General features: G+C 40.6%; 8 protein-coding genes and 1 rRNA gene. 3 read left to right on the top strand and 6 right to left on the bottom strand.

Annotated features, from left to right (window positions below):
* The first annotated feature begins 10 nt into the window (after positions 1 to 10).
* Together WDB87_RS05135 and WDB87_RS05130 are read left to right on the top strand one after the other, a co-directional pair.
* The gene (locus WDB87_RS05135) at positions 11 to 1411 is read left to right on the top strand and encodes a 5-methyltetrahydrofolate--homocysteine methyltransferase (protein ID WP_337849272.1); all 1401 of its coding nucleotides are present in this window, start codon (positions 11 to 13) and stop codon (positions 1409 to 1411) included.
* A 155-nt stretch (positions 1412 to 1566) separates the two neighbouring features.
* A complete protein-coding gene (locus tag WDB87_RS05130) occupies positions 1567 to 4788 on the top strand; it encodes a S41 family peptidase (RefSeq protein WP_337849271.1) in 3222 nt (1073 codons plus the stop codon).
* 98 nt (positions 4789 to 4886) lie between these two features.
* Here WDB87_RS05130 and WDB87_RS05125 read toward each other — a convergent pair whose 3' ends face one another.
* The 5 genes from WDB87_RS05125 to WDB87_RS05105 all read right to left on the bottom strand — a co-directional run bounded on the left by WDB87_RS05125 (position 4887) and on the right by WDB87_RS05105 (position 14207).
* Entirely contained in the window at positions 4887 to 6185 is a 1299-nt protein-coding gene (locus WDB87_RS05125; protein ID WP_337849270.1) for a DEAD/DEAH box helicase, read from the bottom strand.
* Between the two features lie 187 nt (positions 6186 to 6372).
* Positions 6373 to 7755, bottom strand: coding sequence for a KAP family P-loop NTPase fold protein (locus tag WDB87_RS05120; RefSeq protein ID WP_337849269.1), 1383 nt, complete (start codon positions 7753 to 7755; stop codon positions 6373 to 6375).
* Positions 7756 to 7951: 196 nt separating this feature from the next.
* Positions 7952 to 9772 carry a glutamine--fructose-6-phosphate transaminase (isomerizing) gene (glmS, locus tag WDB87_RS05115; RefSeq protein ID WP_121638181.1) on the bottom strand — a complete coding sequence of 607 codons (1821 nt, stop codon included), beginning with the start codon at positions 9770 to 9772 and terminating at the stop codon, positions 7952 to 7954.
* A 46-nt stretch (positions 9773 to 9818) separates the two neighbouring features.
* On the bottom strand, positions 9819 to 10583 hold the full coding sequence (locus WDB87_RS05110) for a DeoR/GlpR family DNA-binding transcription regulator (RefSeq protein WP_337849268.1): 765 nt from the start codon (positions 10581 to 10583) through the stop codon (positions 9819 to 9821).
* A 183-nt stretch (positions 10584 to 10766) separates the two neighbouring features.
* A complete protein-coding gene (locus tag WDB87_RS05105) occupies positions 10767 to 14207 on the bottom strand; it encodes a PKD domain-containing protein (protein WP_337849267.1) in 3441 nt (1146 codons plus the stop codon).
* A gap of 193 nt (positions 14208 to 14400) precedes the next feature.
* Here WDB87_RS05105 and WDB87_RS05100 point away from each other — a divergent pair, with 193 nt between their 5' ends.
* Positions 14401 to 14928, top strand: a complete 528-nt coding sequence (locus tag WDB87_RS05100; protein WP_337849266.1) for a sugar O-acetyltransferase — start codon at positions 14401 to 14403, stop codon at positions 14926 to 14928.
* 357 nt (positions 14929 to 15285) lie between these two features.
* Here WDB87_RS05100 and rrf read toward each other — a convergent pair.
* Positions 15286 to 15400, bottom strand: a 5S ribosomal RNA gene (gene rrf, locus WDB87_RS05095).
* Positions 15401 to 15560 lie beyond the last annotated feature (160 nt).

Below are 15560 nucleotides of genomic sequence, written 5' to 3'. Positions count from 1 at the left end.
GGAAATAAACATGAAAAAACTATACAAATTAAAGCTTATTGCACTGGCAATTAGCACTACATTTATTACAGCCTGTGGCGATGCCCAGACCAATATTGTAGAAAAAGACCCTATTGTTGTAGAAGACGAGCACGATCATGACGATGATGATCACGACCATGATGATGGCTACACAATTGACTCATTAGGCAGATTAGCTGTGCTTGCAGGCGATAGCAACGAAGCCAGCTTTTATGACCTAGATGACAACACTTTACTTGAAACATTTACCCTGACGAATGATTCAAACACGATATCGTCATCACCTGATTTTCGTTATGCCGTTATTGCAAGCCGCGCACAAGATTACTTAGGTTTTATTGATGGTGGTTTATGGCGTGAAGACCATGGCGAGCATTTACATGACTACGAGCAAAGCCCAGCGGCTAGCAGTTATGAGCTAACAAGTGGCAGCCGCCCTACTCACCTTGTAAAACATGACGGCCAATTAGCTGTTTTTTATGATGGTGATGCAGACTCAGGCACGGTTGCCTCTGTTGAAGTATTAACAGATAACGACATAACAAGCGCAACAGCAACGCTACCGGATATTAGCTACGATATTAATATGCACGGCGTAGCAGAGCCCCGCGGTGAGCATTTATTATCAACACTTCGCCGTGATGACAGCGAAAGCACATCAGTTGCTAAAGTACTGCCAGACCAAGTAGGTGTTTATCATTTTCATGATGGTGAATATGAGCTAGAACAAACCTTAGACCTTACGTGTCCTGATTTACACGGCGCGGCACAAAACCACGACTATGTGGCATTTGGCTGTAGCGATGGTGTGTTATTAGCCCACCAGCACGATGATGAATACGAAGCTGAAAAAATAGCGAACATTGCAGCCGTTGGCGATTTACGTATTGGTAGTATTTATGGCCACGAAGATAGCGAGACCTTTATTGGCGTAGCATCTGGCCATGGTGGCGGCGAAGCCGTAATTGTCACTATTAACCCAGCAACAGCACAAATGGAAGAACTAGAGTGGCAACTAGCCGATGGCGCAAGTGCTGTGTCGTACTCTTTTTCTGCCCATGGCGAGCACTTTTTAATATTAGACAGCTTAGGCTTTTTAAATGTATTTAGCGCACACGACCATGATGGTGAAATGCATTGGGAGCTTGAAGGCCAAGTAGATATTACCGAGCAAGATGTATCAACCATGCCAGAGGGTATGAGCTTTAGCATGACAGTGGCACAAAATGGTCAGTTTGCTTATGTAGCAGACCCTATCGCTCAGCACGTTGTGCAAGTACACCTTGAAGACTTAGAAATTGAAAGTGAGGTTGAGCTTACTTTTGCTCCTAGTGCAATTACTTGGCTTGGTATTGCGCAAGAGGAAGAAGAAGACGATCACGACCACTAATTTCACTTTTTAAAAAGAGTACTCCCTTGAAGGTTGGTGTTTTAATGCCAACCTTTTTTTATTCACATTTTGTAACAGACCTTTTATCGCAAGTGCATCGCTATTTATAACCTTATTGTTATGATGTAACCGCTATTAATATAGGATGTAATCCCATGAAAAAATTAACAACATTGGCGCTTGCCTTGGCTGCGGTTATTGCACCGAGTGTATCGGCCTATGAAACTAAAGACACACGCTTACTACGCTTTCCTGATATTCATAACCAAAACGTGACCTTTGTTTACAGCGGCGATATTTATATTGCCAATACACAAACCGGCGAAAGCAAACGTTTAACCGACCACATTGGTTTTGAAACATTTCCTAAGTTTTCTCCTGATGGTAAGCGCATTGCGTTTTCGGCTGAGTATAACGGCAGCCGCCAAGTTTATGTGATCAACAGCGATGGCTCAGGCCTTAAGCAGCTAACCTACTACAACGATGTTGGCCCAATGCCGCCGCGTGGTGGCTTTGATTACCGCGTTTTAGATTGGACCGCCGATGGTAAAAATGTGGTGTTTAGAGCAAACCGCACACCGTGGGGCAAACGTATGGGCCGCCCTTATATGGTCCCTGCCGACGGTGGCCTTGAGCAACCTTTAGCTATTCCAGAAACCGGCGGCGGTATGCTCTCGCCAGATGGTAGCAAGTATGTTTATACGCCCATTGACCGTGAGTTCCGTACTTGGAAACGCACCCGTGGCGGCCGTGCGCAAGACGTATGGATTTACGATTTAGAAAAAAACACCTCAGAGCAACTTACTACTAACCGTGCAACCGACCAACAACCTACCTGGGTTGGCGACAACATTTATTTTGTATCTGACCGTGATTACACACTAAACCTTTACCAATACCGCAAAGGCAATGAGCCTAAAAAGCTTACCAACTTTAAAGACTTTGACGTACTTTGGCCTTCAGCAGGCCCTAATGCGGTAGTTTACGAAAACGGCGGATACTTATATCGCTTTGACGCAAAAACACAAAAAAGCACCAAGCTGAGCATTAACATTGCCGGTGTGCGCCAATACGCTATGCCTTACAGCAAAAATGTAAGCGACTTTATTGATTCTATGTCGATTTCTCACGATGGCAAACGTGCTGTATTTACAGCTCGTGGCGAGCTATTTAGTGTACCCGTTAAACAAGGGCCTACACGTAACTTATCGTACACAGATAAGAGCCGTGAAATAGACGCAAGCTGGTCGCCAAATGGACGTTACATTGCTTACATGAGCGATGAAAGCGGCGAGTACGAAATTTACTTAAAAGATCGCAGTAAAAATAATGCCATTAAACAACTCACTAGTAATGGCACTATTTGGCGCTTTACGCCTATTTGGTCACCCGATAGCACTAAGTTATTGTTTGCAGATAAAAACCACACACTGTGGTGGTTAGATGCAAAATCGGGCAAGCAACACAAAATTGATACCGGCATTTACGACGAAGACGGCATTACTCAATATACGTGGTCGCCTAATAGCCAAGACATTGTGTATGTTAAAAATAACGAAAACCGTTATGCCTCACTGTGGCACTACAACCTTAAAAAGAAAAAGGTAACGCGCCTAACAGACGAAATGAGTAACGAGCAAAACCCAACCTTTTCGCCAGATGGCCAATACCTTTACTTTAGCTCTGAGCGCGACTTTAACCTTGCCTTTAGCAGCTACGAGTTTGACTACATGTTTAACCGTGCCACCCGCATTTATGCGGCCGCAGTAAACGACAGCGTTAAACCGCTTATTGCCTTACAAAGTGACGAAACCACGATTGTAAAAGATAAAAAAGACGAAAAAGAAGACGACAAAAAAGTTAAAAACGCACTGCAAAGCAGCAACTTTATGCAGCGTGTTACCGCGCTCAATGCACCAGCGGGCGATTACCGTGGTTTAACCGCAGTAAAAGACGGCGTACTGACACTTGCCAATGGCGGTTTACAACTTATTGGCACCGAGCACAATAGCGAGCTTGAAACCGTTGCTAAAGGTGTTAGCCATTACACTATTTCGAGCAACAGCGAGCATCTGCTTGTACATACAAGTGGCGGTTACAGCTTAATTGAGCCGAAACCAAAGCAAGACCTAAACGCCAATAAGCTAGATTTAAGCAAAATGACGCTTAAAATTAACCCGCAAGCGGAGTGGCAACAAATGTACGTAGAAGGCTGGCGCACACTGCGTGACTGGTTCTACGACGAAAACCACCACGGCCAAGATTGGGATGCTATTTTAGCTAAATACCAACCTATGGCTGATGCCATTAGCCATCGTAGCGACCTTGATTACATACTGAGTGAAATTGCCGGCGAAATTAACTCAGGCCACATTTACGTGCAATCGGGTGATATGCCAAAAGCCGAGCGTAAAAACCACGGTTTATTAGGCGCTAAGCTTGCAAGCGATCCATCGGGTTACGTAAAAATAGAGCAAATCTTCAAAGGTGAAAACTGGCATGACGATTTCCGCTCACCACTGGGGACTACAGGCGTAAAAGCACATAACGGCGATTACATAATTGCGGTAAATGGCCGCTCGGTTAAAGACGTGGCTAACTTTTACGAACTCCTTGAAAACACCCAAGGCGAGCAAGTTGAACTGGTGCTAAACAGCAAACCGCGTAGCAAAGGCGCATGGCAAGTAACTGTAAAACCGATAGCCAGTGAGCAAGGCCTACGTTATTTAGATTGGGTTAACTCGCGTGCAGCCTACGTTAATAAGCTATCAAATGGGCGTATTGGCTACGTACACCTGCCAAATACCGCGTATGAAGGTAACCGCGCCATGTTCAAAAACTACATGCCGCAAACCACCAAAGACGCCATGATTATTGATGACCGTTACAATGGCGGTGGCTATATTCCTGAACACATGATCACCTGGCTTGCGCGTAAACCACTTAACTATTGGAAACGTCGAGGCACTGAGCCGACTAAAACGCCACAGTTTGCACACGACGGCCCTAAAGCCATGCTAATAAACGGCTATTCAAGCTCAGGCGGTGACGCAATTCCTTATTACTTCCGCCAAGCGGGTTTAGGTAAGCTAATTGGTACGCGTACCTGGGGTGGCTTAATTGGTATTTCTGGTAACCCAAGCCTGGTAGATGGTGGGCAAGTAATTGCTGCTACATTCCGTATTTTAGACAACGATGGTAACTGGATTATAGAAAACGAGGGCGTTGCACCTGATATTAAAGTGGTTGATCGCCCAGAGCTTATTTATAAAGGCCAAGATCCATCAATAGAACGTGCAGTACAAGAGTTATTAAAGGAGCTTAAAGAAAACCCTAAGCAACCTTTAGTAGTGCCACCAGCACCTACTGATTTTTAATTTGCTGTATTGCTAAACAAGCTAATACCAATAAAAAAACCCTGCAAATTTGCAGGGTTTTTAATAACTCGAGTTTAATGATTTATATGTATTAAGGCTTATCTTTTTCTCCAGCCGCTCCATACATCATCTTCTTGGTTGGCTTTTTTCTTCTTTTTCTTACCTGTGCCTTCAGGCTTTGCCATTGGCTTTTCGTTTTTAAGCGCAAGGGCCGCATCACGATTTGCTTGGTTTACCGCAAAACCCGTTACTTCCTCACGCTCTAAACGAAGCTTGTTTTTCTTCTCGATTATTTTAAAGTGATGAAAGTCTTCATAATCAATTAACGATAACGCTAAGCCAACTTCACCGGCACGGCCGCTGCGGCCAATACGGTGCATGTAATCAGCGGGGCTACGCGGTAAGTTAAAGTTAATAACAACGGGCAGTTTGGCAATATCTAAACCACGGGCTGCTATATCGGTGGCAATAAGTACTTCTATTTCGCCCGCTTTAAATTTTTCTATTACGCGAGTACGCTCACTTTGGCCTTTATCACCATGAAATACCTGTGCGTTAATACCACGCTTTTCAAGCTTACCTGCTAAGTGCTCACAGTCTTTTTTAGCGTTTACAAAAATAAGTGCTTGGCGCCATTTATGTGCTTTTATTAAATGCGCTAAAACCGTGGTTTTTTCGCCTTTATTAACCGTAAATACACGCTGTACTAAGGTGCTTTCGTCTTTACTTTGAACTTGTATTTCAACCGGGTTATTGAGCAGCTCTTGCGTTAATTGTGTAACTTGCTCTGGGAAGGTTGCTGAAAACAACATGGTTTGTTTTTTAGCAGGCATTAACGCTAATAACTCAGCAAGCTCTTCGGTAAAGCCAAGGCTTAACATGCGGTCGGCTTCATCAAGCACTAGGGTTGTTACTTTATCGAGCTTAATAGCATTGCTTGAGATTAAATCGAGCAAACGCCCTGGCGTTGCAACAATAATATCGGCGCCGCCGCGCAGTGCCTGCATTTGTGTATTAACCGACACACCACCAAACACCGCGACCGTTTTAATTGCGCCATTAAAATTAGCAGAATACGATTTAACGCTATCGGCCACCTGCGTTGCAAGCTCACGGGTAGGTACCAAAATAAGCCCAGTGACAAAGTTACCTTTGCTCGCTGTTTTTTTAGCGCCTTGCTCTACAAATAACTTTTGTAGCATAGGCAAAGCAAACGTTGCTGTTTTACCTGAGCCAGTATTAGCCCCCGCAATTAAATCGCTACCAGCCAGTACACTTGGAATCGCCTTAGCTTGAATTGGCGTAGGTTGGTTATATTCCAAATCGGTTAAACGAGCTTGTAGCTCTGGAATAAGGCCAAGTTCGTTAAAAGTACTAGGGCTTGTTGCTGAGGTCATGAATATTACGGGCTCATTGCTAAAAAAGTAGCCTGTAATTTTAGCGTATTTAGCGCTTATTAAGTAGGGATTAGTGATTTTAATGTAGTTTAAGTAATGGCTGCGCGATTCGAGCTACAAGCTCTAAGTATACTTTAGCTCTGATTATTTTTGCTCATTAATACGAAAAGGGAGTTTCCCCCTTTATTTAAGATATAAAACGACCTGCACGCTCAACTAACTCAGGGTAATGTAATATCGAAAACTGTCGATTTTGGTTATAGCTAAAGTCATGTAGGATCATATCGCCAAGTCCCGCTGTACCTCTTTGAATTTCTGAGGATTTTGTTCCGGTTTTTCCTAGTAACTTGCTTATAATACTAATAATTTTACCTTCAGAAGCTTTCTTTGAGTCCAAATTCGATTCTGAATTATTCATTTTTTCAATAAAAATATTCCAATTTTGACTGGAACTAGAGTTAGTTCGAAATTTATCTTTCCACATTGGTATCATAATTTTATATAATTCTGGCTTACTTATTTTTAGAATAGATAAAAATACTAACGGTAACGTATATAGCCTTTCTTTTGTTGTTAGCTGAATTGCTTGTAAAATTTTTACTGCTTGCTCAATATCCCGTAAACCCGCATCACATAAAATAGCGGTTTGAGCCAGCAAATAAGCATTACCATTTTTATGCACAGCAATTAACTTATCATCATTAACAAGCTCTGTTTTCCATAAGTACTCTGAGTAAGACAAGCGATTTGGTGGTGGTAGATGATAAATTTGATCGAAAAATCTATTTAGGTACTTTTTAGATTCAAAATCATTACCATAAATAGCCTTTATTGAATGACTTAATTGCTCGGATGCAGTAGCAACAACAAAATAAACGCGTGGTATTTGAAATAGATGTTTAATTGTCTCTAGTAGTTCAATGGCATAACTAGGTCTACATCTGTCTAACTCATCTACGAATATGAAAATTGGCTTTATATCCTTACCAGCCTTTTTCGCGATCTCCCCTAAATTAGCCTTAAAAGTAATAATACTATTTTCTATGCTTTCTTGATGTTCTAACGCAATATTTGTCGCTTGAGTTGTTAACCCTTCGACTAGTTTATTTGTAGCTTTATTATCTACATCGGATGTTTTACTTGCTTCATCGCTGCCCAACATCAATTCGTTTATTTGATCGCGAGATAGGCCTGTCAATCTTTGTGCTATAAAGGATAAAAGCAGCGGGGCTGCGGCAAGCTTAAATTTATTCCATTTAGTTTTTTGGCTTGCGTTGACCTTCTCACTAAAAAAAGGTTTTAACTCTTTATCGATTGCAGAAATAAAACCAAGCAAAGGGTTATCTGTAAAATCCTTCTCCCAAGCATTAAAATAAACAACTTCGCAGTCTTGTGACTTTAAATCACTTCGCCAATTTGTAAGGAAATAGGTTTTACCAAATCCCCACTCTGCATCAATATTTAAAACAAAAGGTTCTTCTTTTTTTATTGTAAATCGATTGAGTAAATAGTCAGTTAGATACTCCGCGTCTTCTTTTCTATTTAACTTATCGTCATTCCATGGTTCCATTATTTATCTTCCCTAATTTTGTTTATAGTTATATTGCCATGAAGACATTGATTACGAAACATTGTATTCAAACGAAGTTATTTTCACTGTTATTTAATTTAAGTACCTTGCAGTAATAAAACACGGCAAAAATCATTCACAAAAAAGGCGCATTAAGCGCCTTTTTATCTTTAACAGGTGTCGCAACCTTTTGATTTTACTCAACAGTAACCGATTTAGCTAAGTTACGTGGTTGGTCAACGTCAGTGCCTTTAATTACTGCTACGTAGTACGACAGTAACTGTAATGGCAATGTGTAAACAATTGGCGCAATAATGTCGTCAGTGTGGTTTACGTTGATTACACGCATTGTGTCGTCTGACTCAAAGTGTGAATCTTTATCTGCGAATACGTAAATAATGCCGCCACGTGCGCGTACTTCTTCTACGTTTGATTTAAGCTTTTCTAATAGCTCATTGTTTGGTGCTACAACAATAATTGGCATGTCGGCATCAATAAGTGCAAGTGGGCCATGTTTTAGCTCGCCCGCTGCGTAGGCTTCTGCATGAATGTAAGAAATCTCTTTAAGCTTAAGCGCACCTTCCATTGCAATTGGGTATTGCGAACCACGGCCTAAAAACAGAGAGTGATGCTTGTCGGCAAACTCTTCTGCAAGGTCTGCAATGCCATCAGCTAGTAGCAATGTTTCTTCAAGCTTAGCGGGTAGTACTTTTATAGCATTTACAATGGCACTTTGGTCAAGCTGTTTTTCTTGCGCTATAGACGCAGTAAGCATTAACAAACCAACTAATTGTGTAGTAAATGCTTTAGTAGAAGCTACACCAATTTCAGCGCCGGCTTTGGTCATAAAGGCTAGATCTGATTCGCGCACAAGCGATGAGCCCGGTACGTTACAAATGGTCATTGAAGCCATGTAACCTTGCTCTTTAGCTAAGCGTAATGCCGCTAGCGTATCGGCTGTTTCACCCGATTGTGAAATAGTTACAAGCAGGCTGTTTTCGTGCACATACGATTGGCGGTAACGAAACTCAGAGGCAATCTCAACATTACAGCTAACACCCGCAAATTGCTCAAGCCAGTAACGTGCAACCATACCTGAATGGTATGACGTACCACAGGCAATAATTTGTACGTGTTTTACGTCTTTAAATATTTGCTGAGCGCTGTCGCCAAAGGCATCTATTGCTACGCGGTCGTCGTTTAAACGCCCTTCAAGCGTGTTGCGTACTGCAAGTGGCTGCTCGTAAATTTCTTTTAGCATGTAGTGGCGGTAGTCGCCTTTGCCTGAAGCATCTTGCGTGATGTTTGATTCAACAACTTCACGCTCTACAGCGTCGCCATTTTCATCAAAAATTTCTACTGTGTCGCGAGTAATACGGGCTACATCACCTTCTTCTAAAAATATGAAGCTACGAGTAACGGGTAATAGTGCTAACTGATCAGAAGCAATAAAGTTTTCGCCAAGGCCTAAACCAATAACAAGCGGGCTACCTGAGCGCGCTACAATGATTTCATTATCGTTTGCTTTATCAAATACAACCGTACCAAACGCGCCTTCAAATTGCTTAACCGCTGCTTGAACAGATGCAAGTAACGTAGTGTGTTGCTTACGAAGCTTATGAATTAAATGCACCATAACTTCGGTATCGGTTTCAGATAAGAACTCGTAGCCTTCTTCTTTAAGCGATGCGCGTAAGCTTGCGTGGTTTTCAATAATACCGTTATGCACAAGTGCTAGCTGGTTGTTTGATACATGCGGGTGAGCGTTTTCTTCAGTAACGCTACCGTGTGTTGCCCAGCGGGTGTGCGCAATACCTGTATGGCCGCTAACGCCGGCTTTTTCTAGTGCAGCTTCTACGTTTACTACTTTACCTACTGCTTTTACAGTATTTAGCGTAGAGCCTTCTAAAAGTGCTACACCGGCAGAGTCGTAGCCACGGTACTCAAGACGTTTAAGCCCTTCAACTAAAATTTTATTTACTGGACGTTCTGCAACTGCCCCAACTATTCCACACATAGTGTCTCCATTAATTTTTTAATTCTAGTAACTCACTTTGTAGCTACTAATCAATAATCTCTGCACAAATTAGTTTTACACCACACGCCTCAATCGCTTTGCGTTTATCATCTGCTAAGCCAGTATCGGTTATTAAAGTGGTTACTATTTTCCACGGTAATTCTAAATTTGGTATTTTTCGGCCAATCTTATCTGATTCAACCATAACGATTACTTCGCGGGCTGCTTTTGCCATTACTTGGCTTAAGCCGACTAACTCATTAAAGGTAGTAGTACCGCGTTTTACGTCTATGCCGTCAGCACCAATAAATAGCTGATCAAAGTCATAAGAGCATAATACGTTTTCGGCAACTTGCCCCTGAAACGACTCAGAATGTGGATCCCACGTACCGCCGGTCATTAAAAGTGTTGGCTCGTTTTCAAGTGAAAGTAAACGGCTCGCCACTTTAATCGCATTGGTCATTACAACTAACCCGCGTTTACTTGCAAGTTCTGGGATCATGGCCGCCGTAGTACGCCCGCTATCAATAATAATGCGGTTATGATCTTTTATAAGAGCAGCTGCAGCCTTAGCTATTGCTACTTTTCGCTTAGAGTCTATTTCGTCACTTACAATTTCTTTAGGCAGTGCAATAGCACCGCCGTAACGGCGCAGTAACAGGCCACTTTTTTCAAGCGCGGTTAAATCTTTACGAATGGTTACTTCAGATGTTTGAAACTGCTCAGCAAGCTTTTCTACAGCCACTTCACCTAGCTCATTTACCTGAGTAAGTATTAAATGACGACGCTGCTGTGTGTTTCGTTTAGTCATAAAGCTCGTAGATTAAGTTTCGTTTCGAAAGATGTGCAATTCTAAACGAAACTAGTTAAATGGCAAGTGAACGAGCAAAAAAGCGCAATGTGCGCTTTTTAATTTAACAGTATGTAGATGTGGTGAAACATTCTAGCTTGCTCAATGAGCTAGAAACTAGATTACTGAGCACGCTATTATTTTTTAGTTCAAGTATGGGTATGTTAAAAACTCACTACCTAAAATATATAAACTCCAAGAATCACGCTCATCTTTTTGAATTAGTACATCGTGGTAATTATTCGAGATTTGTGGACTCTCCCAAATAACTTGATTTGATAACTTATCCACTAGGCTAATTGTTTTTTCTATAGAGTACTGCGCCAAATAGTTACGACCATAAACGCCACCTATAGCCTCATCGAGGATTTTCTCTTTGTGGTAAATTGTAAAGCCCTTAGTTTGTTGCCCATCCAAAATTTCTAATGCTTTCGTTTTCGTATCTAATACTATTAAACCACCTTCCTCATCGAAACTACCAAAAGTACGATAATCAATTATTAGCTCTAGTTGAGGATCTGAATCTAGCTGGATAGCGTGTACATGCGCTACATGGCTTGTTGATTCTTGTAAGAAATCTAAAGGAACAGGCCAATTGCTACTGTCAATTGAAATGGGTAATAAGCTAGGGTTTTCGTAAAAAGCTATACCTAAATCGTAATAACCTATTATTATTTTTGACATCTCTTCAGACGGCAAGTAAGGAAAGAAGACTCTTGATACGACTTCACCTGTTTGTTTTACAATTGTGAAATATCTAGTACCACTTTTAAAACTCAAGTGTGTTTCGGACTCTGTAAAAGCAAAATCATACGAATTAGAAAAAGTCACTTCTGAAACGCTAGTTTGCCAAATTACACTGGTTGAACCTATGTTTCGTTTAACAATAAATGTCTCGTTATTGATTTGAGTTAATGAATACTCAATTTGATTTTCATTATCTTGCGTTAACAGCATCTCTCCAGTGAAAGTAACAGGTGCATTATTGTGCGTTATCTGAGCCGAACGTCCAAAATCTGAAACGCTAACCGTATCATTAACAGCACCAACTATATGAAGATTAGGAAGTTGACCTTGAGGCACTGATGAATACTCAAGCTGCCATCGCCCATTCTCATAGCTAAAGCTTTGCATAGTATATTCTTCGTATAAATAACTTCCTTCTAAACTATCTGTTTTGCTTACTAATAAAGACTGTATTCCATCATTATCAAAATCAACAGCTCCTATTACTCTCCCAAAGGGGTTTTCATCAATAGATACAGAGAACAGTTGCCACTGCTGATCAAAGTAATGAAGCTCTTTTGAACTAGAAAAGTAAACATGACTATAGGGACTATCTACCTCAAGGCCGATTGAAATTCCATCATGGAAATTAGTCTCAAACTTTTCAATACTAACCTGCAGTTCACCATCTTCCCACCAAATTAGTTCACTATAGTGATCGGAGGCTTTATACCTAGTTACACGACAATTACCACCACTGGTAAACGCCTTAAATTCATATTCAGAGTATGGCTCTATCAGGTATTTGTTCTGTTTGACATCAAATATATTTCCCCTATCAATTAACTCTTTAAAGCCGTCATTATTCAAATCACAAACTTGAATCAAGCTATTTGAATAATTAAGTGAAAGGTCCGGCGCAACAATAAGCTTAGTGATAGAAAGATCATTCCCATTAATAAGATAACTATCATACGAATGACCCGCCGAAAGGAGGATATCTTCAATATCATCGCCGTTGTAATCAAATACCATAGAGTTATAATTCTCAGCCGCAACATCATCTATGAGCAAACTACTCGAGTCCTCATTACTTAAAAATATTTGATGTTTAGCTGCCTCTTGGTTGTAAGTAATACTGAGCCAATTTAGTTGCGTCCCTGACTGATTAAGAAATGCACCTACATGCTCAGCATTTAAAGGTAAGGGAGGTATCCATTTATTGTATTCTAGAAACCCTGTCTCACTGAGATTTAAGACATAATCAACATTACTGCGTAATACACCCCTTTTATTGTTCGAAAGCTTAATTGAAGCTACACCGGATGTTGAGTTGTTCACATAACCAACTGAGTGATTATCTACGCCACCACGTGAGTGAAGGTTGATTTGATGCTTAGCTCTTGTTTGAGTATCAGAGTTTGATATATCAACAGCAAAATTTACCTTTAAATTACTACCAAAGTCAGGCGCGTTGCTTAACCAATTAACCTCTCCTTGCTCTGAAATCGAGATATTACTAGGCCCATAAGCTATTTTGTACTCAAAAGGACCATCGACTTCATCATTAGACAAATTAATAATGGCTGTATAGTGTTCACCTAATTCTATTTCATCATATGCAGTAATATCAGAAACAATTGCAGGGAGTTTTTCTAATTTGAACTCATGCTCTGCAGTATTTTCTGCGCCACTTGGGTCTACAACTGTTAACGAAATACGATAAAGACCAGGTAGATCTCCAAGAAATTCTATTTTACTCCCTGTGCTAATCTGCCAGCTAGCATTTTCAGGAAAAGCTGTTAATTTCCACTCATAACCCAATGGTTCTAAATCAGGGTCTTTGGACTGCGATGCATCAAGTGTAATTATAGAGTTTCTTCTAATTGAGTCAGGGGCTAAAATATCAGCCCTAGGAGCAGAGTTGACTTCATTGTTATAAACATCGTCTAGATCTGCTAAATAAAACTCTAGTGGTATAAACTCATTAGTTAAACGTATGCTCGAAATGTCATTGCCCTTAAGCTCAGCTAAAGCAGTATTTTGTGATACAAAGCTGTATTGCGCACCAACAATCGGAGGCAACGCTATATCATTATTGGGATAGAATTTGTCCGTTTTTACTGTTAACTTTCCTAAATCACTAAAATAAATATCACCATTAAAACCAATTCCATATCCAATATTAGTTGCATCTAAAACTGCATCAAGCCTTACATCCGAAAATAGAATATCATGCGAGCTTTCGTCTGAACCTTTGAATAGGATATTTACAATAGCGCTACTGTCACTATTTTCCTCTTCGCTACTAGCAATAGCAAAACCTTCTGTTGAGTAGACAACACCGAGCACTTCGTTACTAATTGTTAAATTGGGTACTATTCCATATTCAAGAACAAATTCAGCGTTAGAGCTTTCGATATAAATATCAGATTGCCCATTAAAAACCCACCCAGCAGCAGAGCAATTGTTATAAGTAATTATATAGTGCTGATTAGCCTCTTCCTCTTTCATTACAGTAGAGCCTGTAACACAACCGGAATGATCAGATTGGTTACTTAGCACTGGGTCGTGGAGAAATAGATTTTGATAATCCTCACCAAATACTATGGAATTAAGACTATCTAGTAAATATGAGTACTGGGTAGTTAGTTGAGTTACATTACTTGCTGTTATTTCGAATAAAGATGTTTCACCGTTATAAATAGGCGTATTTTGATAGTCAGGCTTAACAAATTCAGCTTTTCCTGAAGAGCCAGAATCATTATTAACTGGTTTACTCGTATCACCACCCCCTCCTCCACAACCACTTAAAAGAGTTATTAAACATAGTACTTGGATTGATTTATTAATTTTCATTACTTGCTCCCTGTTACATTAATTTTACATCATTATCTTTTTTTTAAAAGCTTTAAAATAAAATCTAGTATTGATCATGGAGCTTCTTCACCTCGGCCTTAGTATAAAAGTTACAACATCATCTCAGTAAACATATATAACCATGCGATAATACCTAGAACAGTAATTGGACACCCAATAAAGAGCGAAATTAATGCAGCCATTTAATAGCTTAAACAGAGAGCTTTTAGCCCTACGTAAACAAACAGGCGAAATATGCCGACTCTTCAATAAAAGCCCGAGTAAAGGTAATTTAAAACGCATTAAAGAGCTATTCGCTCAATGTGGTGAAGGCGTAATTATAGAATCAGGTTTTCATTGCGATTATGGTAATCAAATAGCTATTGGTGATCGTAGCTTCATAAACATTAACTGTACGGTATTAGATGCCCCAATTAGTGAAGGAGCTATCAGCATTGGTGGTGACTGCTTAATTGGCCCCAATGTTCAGCTATTGACTGTATCCCATGCTGTTAACCCCACACAGCGACTGAATAAAGAAAACTTTGCTGCTCCTATTACAATAGGCAACAACGTATGGATTGGCGCAGGTGCAATTATTTTAGCGGGCGTATGCATTGGGGATAACAGTATTATTGGTGCGGGATCTGTAGTTACTAAAAGTGTAGAGGCGGATACTGTTGTTGCTGGTAATCCAGCTCGTGAGATAAGAACACTATAATTATAATCGATGTTTTTTAGCGTCGGGAGTCGCTACGCTCGCCCGACCTACATTCTAGAAGTAGATGAGTGTGCATTAATTGTCCGCATTTTACTTTTTCTACGGACGTAACAAAGCCCGGCTCTTTCGAGTCGGGCTTTCTTGTATTTGGAGCCTGGCAATGTCGTAGTGCCCACAGCAGTAGAGAGTCACATAGCAAATGCGGCATTATCATTGCGTCGGGAGTCGCTACGCTCGCCCGACCTACGTGATAAGTTTAGATGTGAGTATTAATTGCGGCATGAGTCTTGGCTACTTATTAAATCCCAGACAGCAAAAAACCCGTTACATCGCTGTAACGGGTTTCTCTTATTGGGAGCCTGGTAATGTCCTACTTTCACATAGCAAATGCTACACTATCATCGGCGCTGTTTCGTTTCACTACTGAGTTCGGCATGGGGTCAGGTGGGTCCAAAACGCTATGGTTACCAAGCAAATTAGGTGTAAAGGATTAAAAACAAGCACGTAGTGCTACTTTTTCCTTTGCGCAAGGTGGCTCAACTTTAACGCTACGCGCTAAGAGTCACCTCATAAATTTGGAAAATATCTGATAATATTTTTTAAGTCTAAGTATCTATCTACTTTAGCTATTA

Source organism: Pseudoalteromonas sp. C12FD-1 (genome assembly GCF_037414265.1).
Taxonomy (GTDB): Bacteria; Pseudomonadota; Gammaproteobacteria; order Enterobacterales; family Alteromonadaceae; genus Pseudoalteromonas.
The sequence above is the reverse complement of the archived record's forward strand: the minus strand, read 5'-3'. Positions and strand labels throughout refer to the sequence as shown.

What these genes read in the sequence shown, in the direction of transcription:
- glmS (WP_121638181.1), bottom strand. Translation starts at nt 9,772, where the DNA reads ATGTGTGGAATAGTTGGGGCAGTTGCAGAACGTCCAGTAAATAAAATT.
- WDB87_RS05120 (WP_337849269.1), bottom strand. Translation starts at nt 7,755, where the DNA reads ATGGAACCATGGAATGACGATAAGTTAAATAGAAAAGAAGACGCGGAG.
- WDB87_RS05130 (WP_337849271.1), top strand. Translation starts at nt 1,567, where the DNA reads ATGAAAAAATTAACAACATTGGCGCTTGCCTTGGCTGCGGTTATTGCA.
- WDB87_RS05135 (WP_337849272.1), top strand. Translation starts at nt 11, where the DNA reads ATGAAAAAACTATACAAATTAAAGCTTATTGCACTGGCAATTAGCACT.
- WDB87_RS05125 (WP_337849270.1), bottom strand. Translation starts at nt 6,185, where the DNA reads ATGACCTCAGCAACAAGCCCTAGTACTTTTAACGAACTTGGCCTTATT.
- WDB87_RS05110 (WP_337849268.1), bottom strand. Translation starts at nt 10,583, where the DNA reads ATGACTAAACGAAACACACAGCAGCGTCGTCATTTAATACTTACTCAG.
- WDB87_RS05100 (WP_337849266.1), top strand. Translation starts at nt 14,401, where the DNA reads ATGCAGCCATTTAATAGCTTAAACAGAGAGCTTTTAGCCCTACGTAAA.
- WDB87_RS05105 (WP_337849267.1), bottom strand. Translation starts at nt 14,207, where the DNA reads ATGAAAATTAATAAATCAATCCAAGTACTATGTTTAATAACTCTTTTA.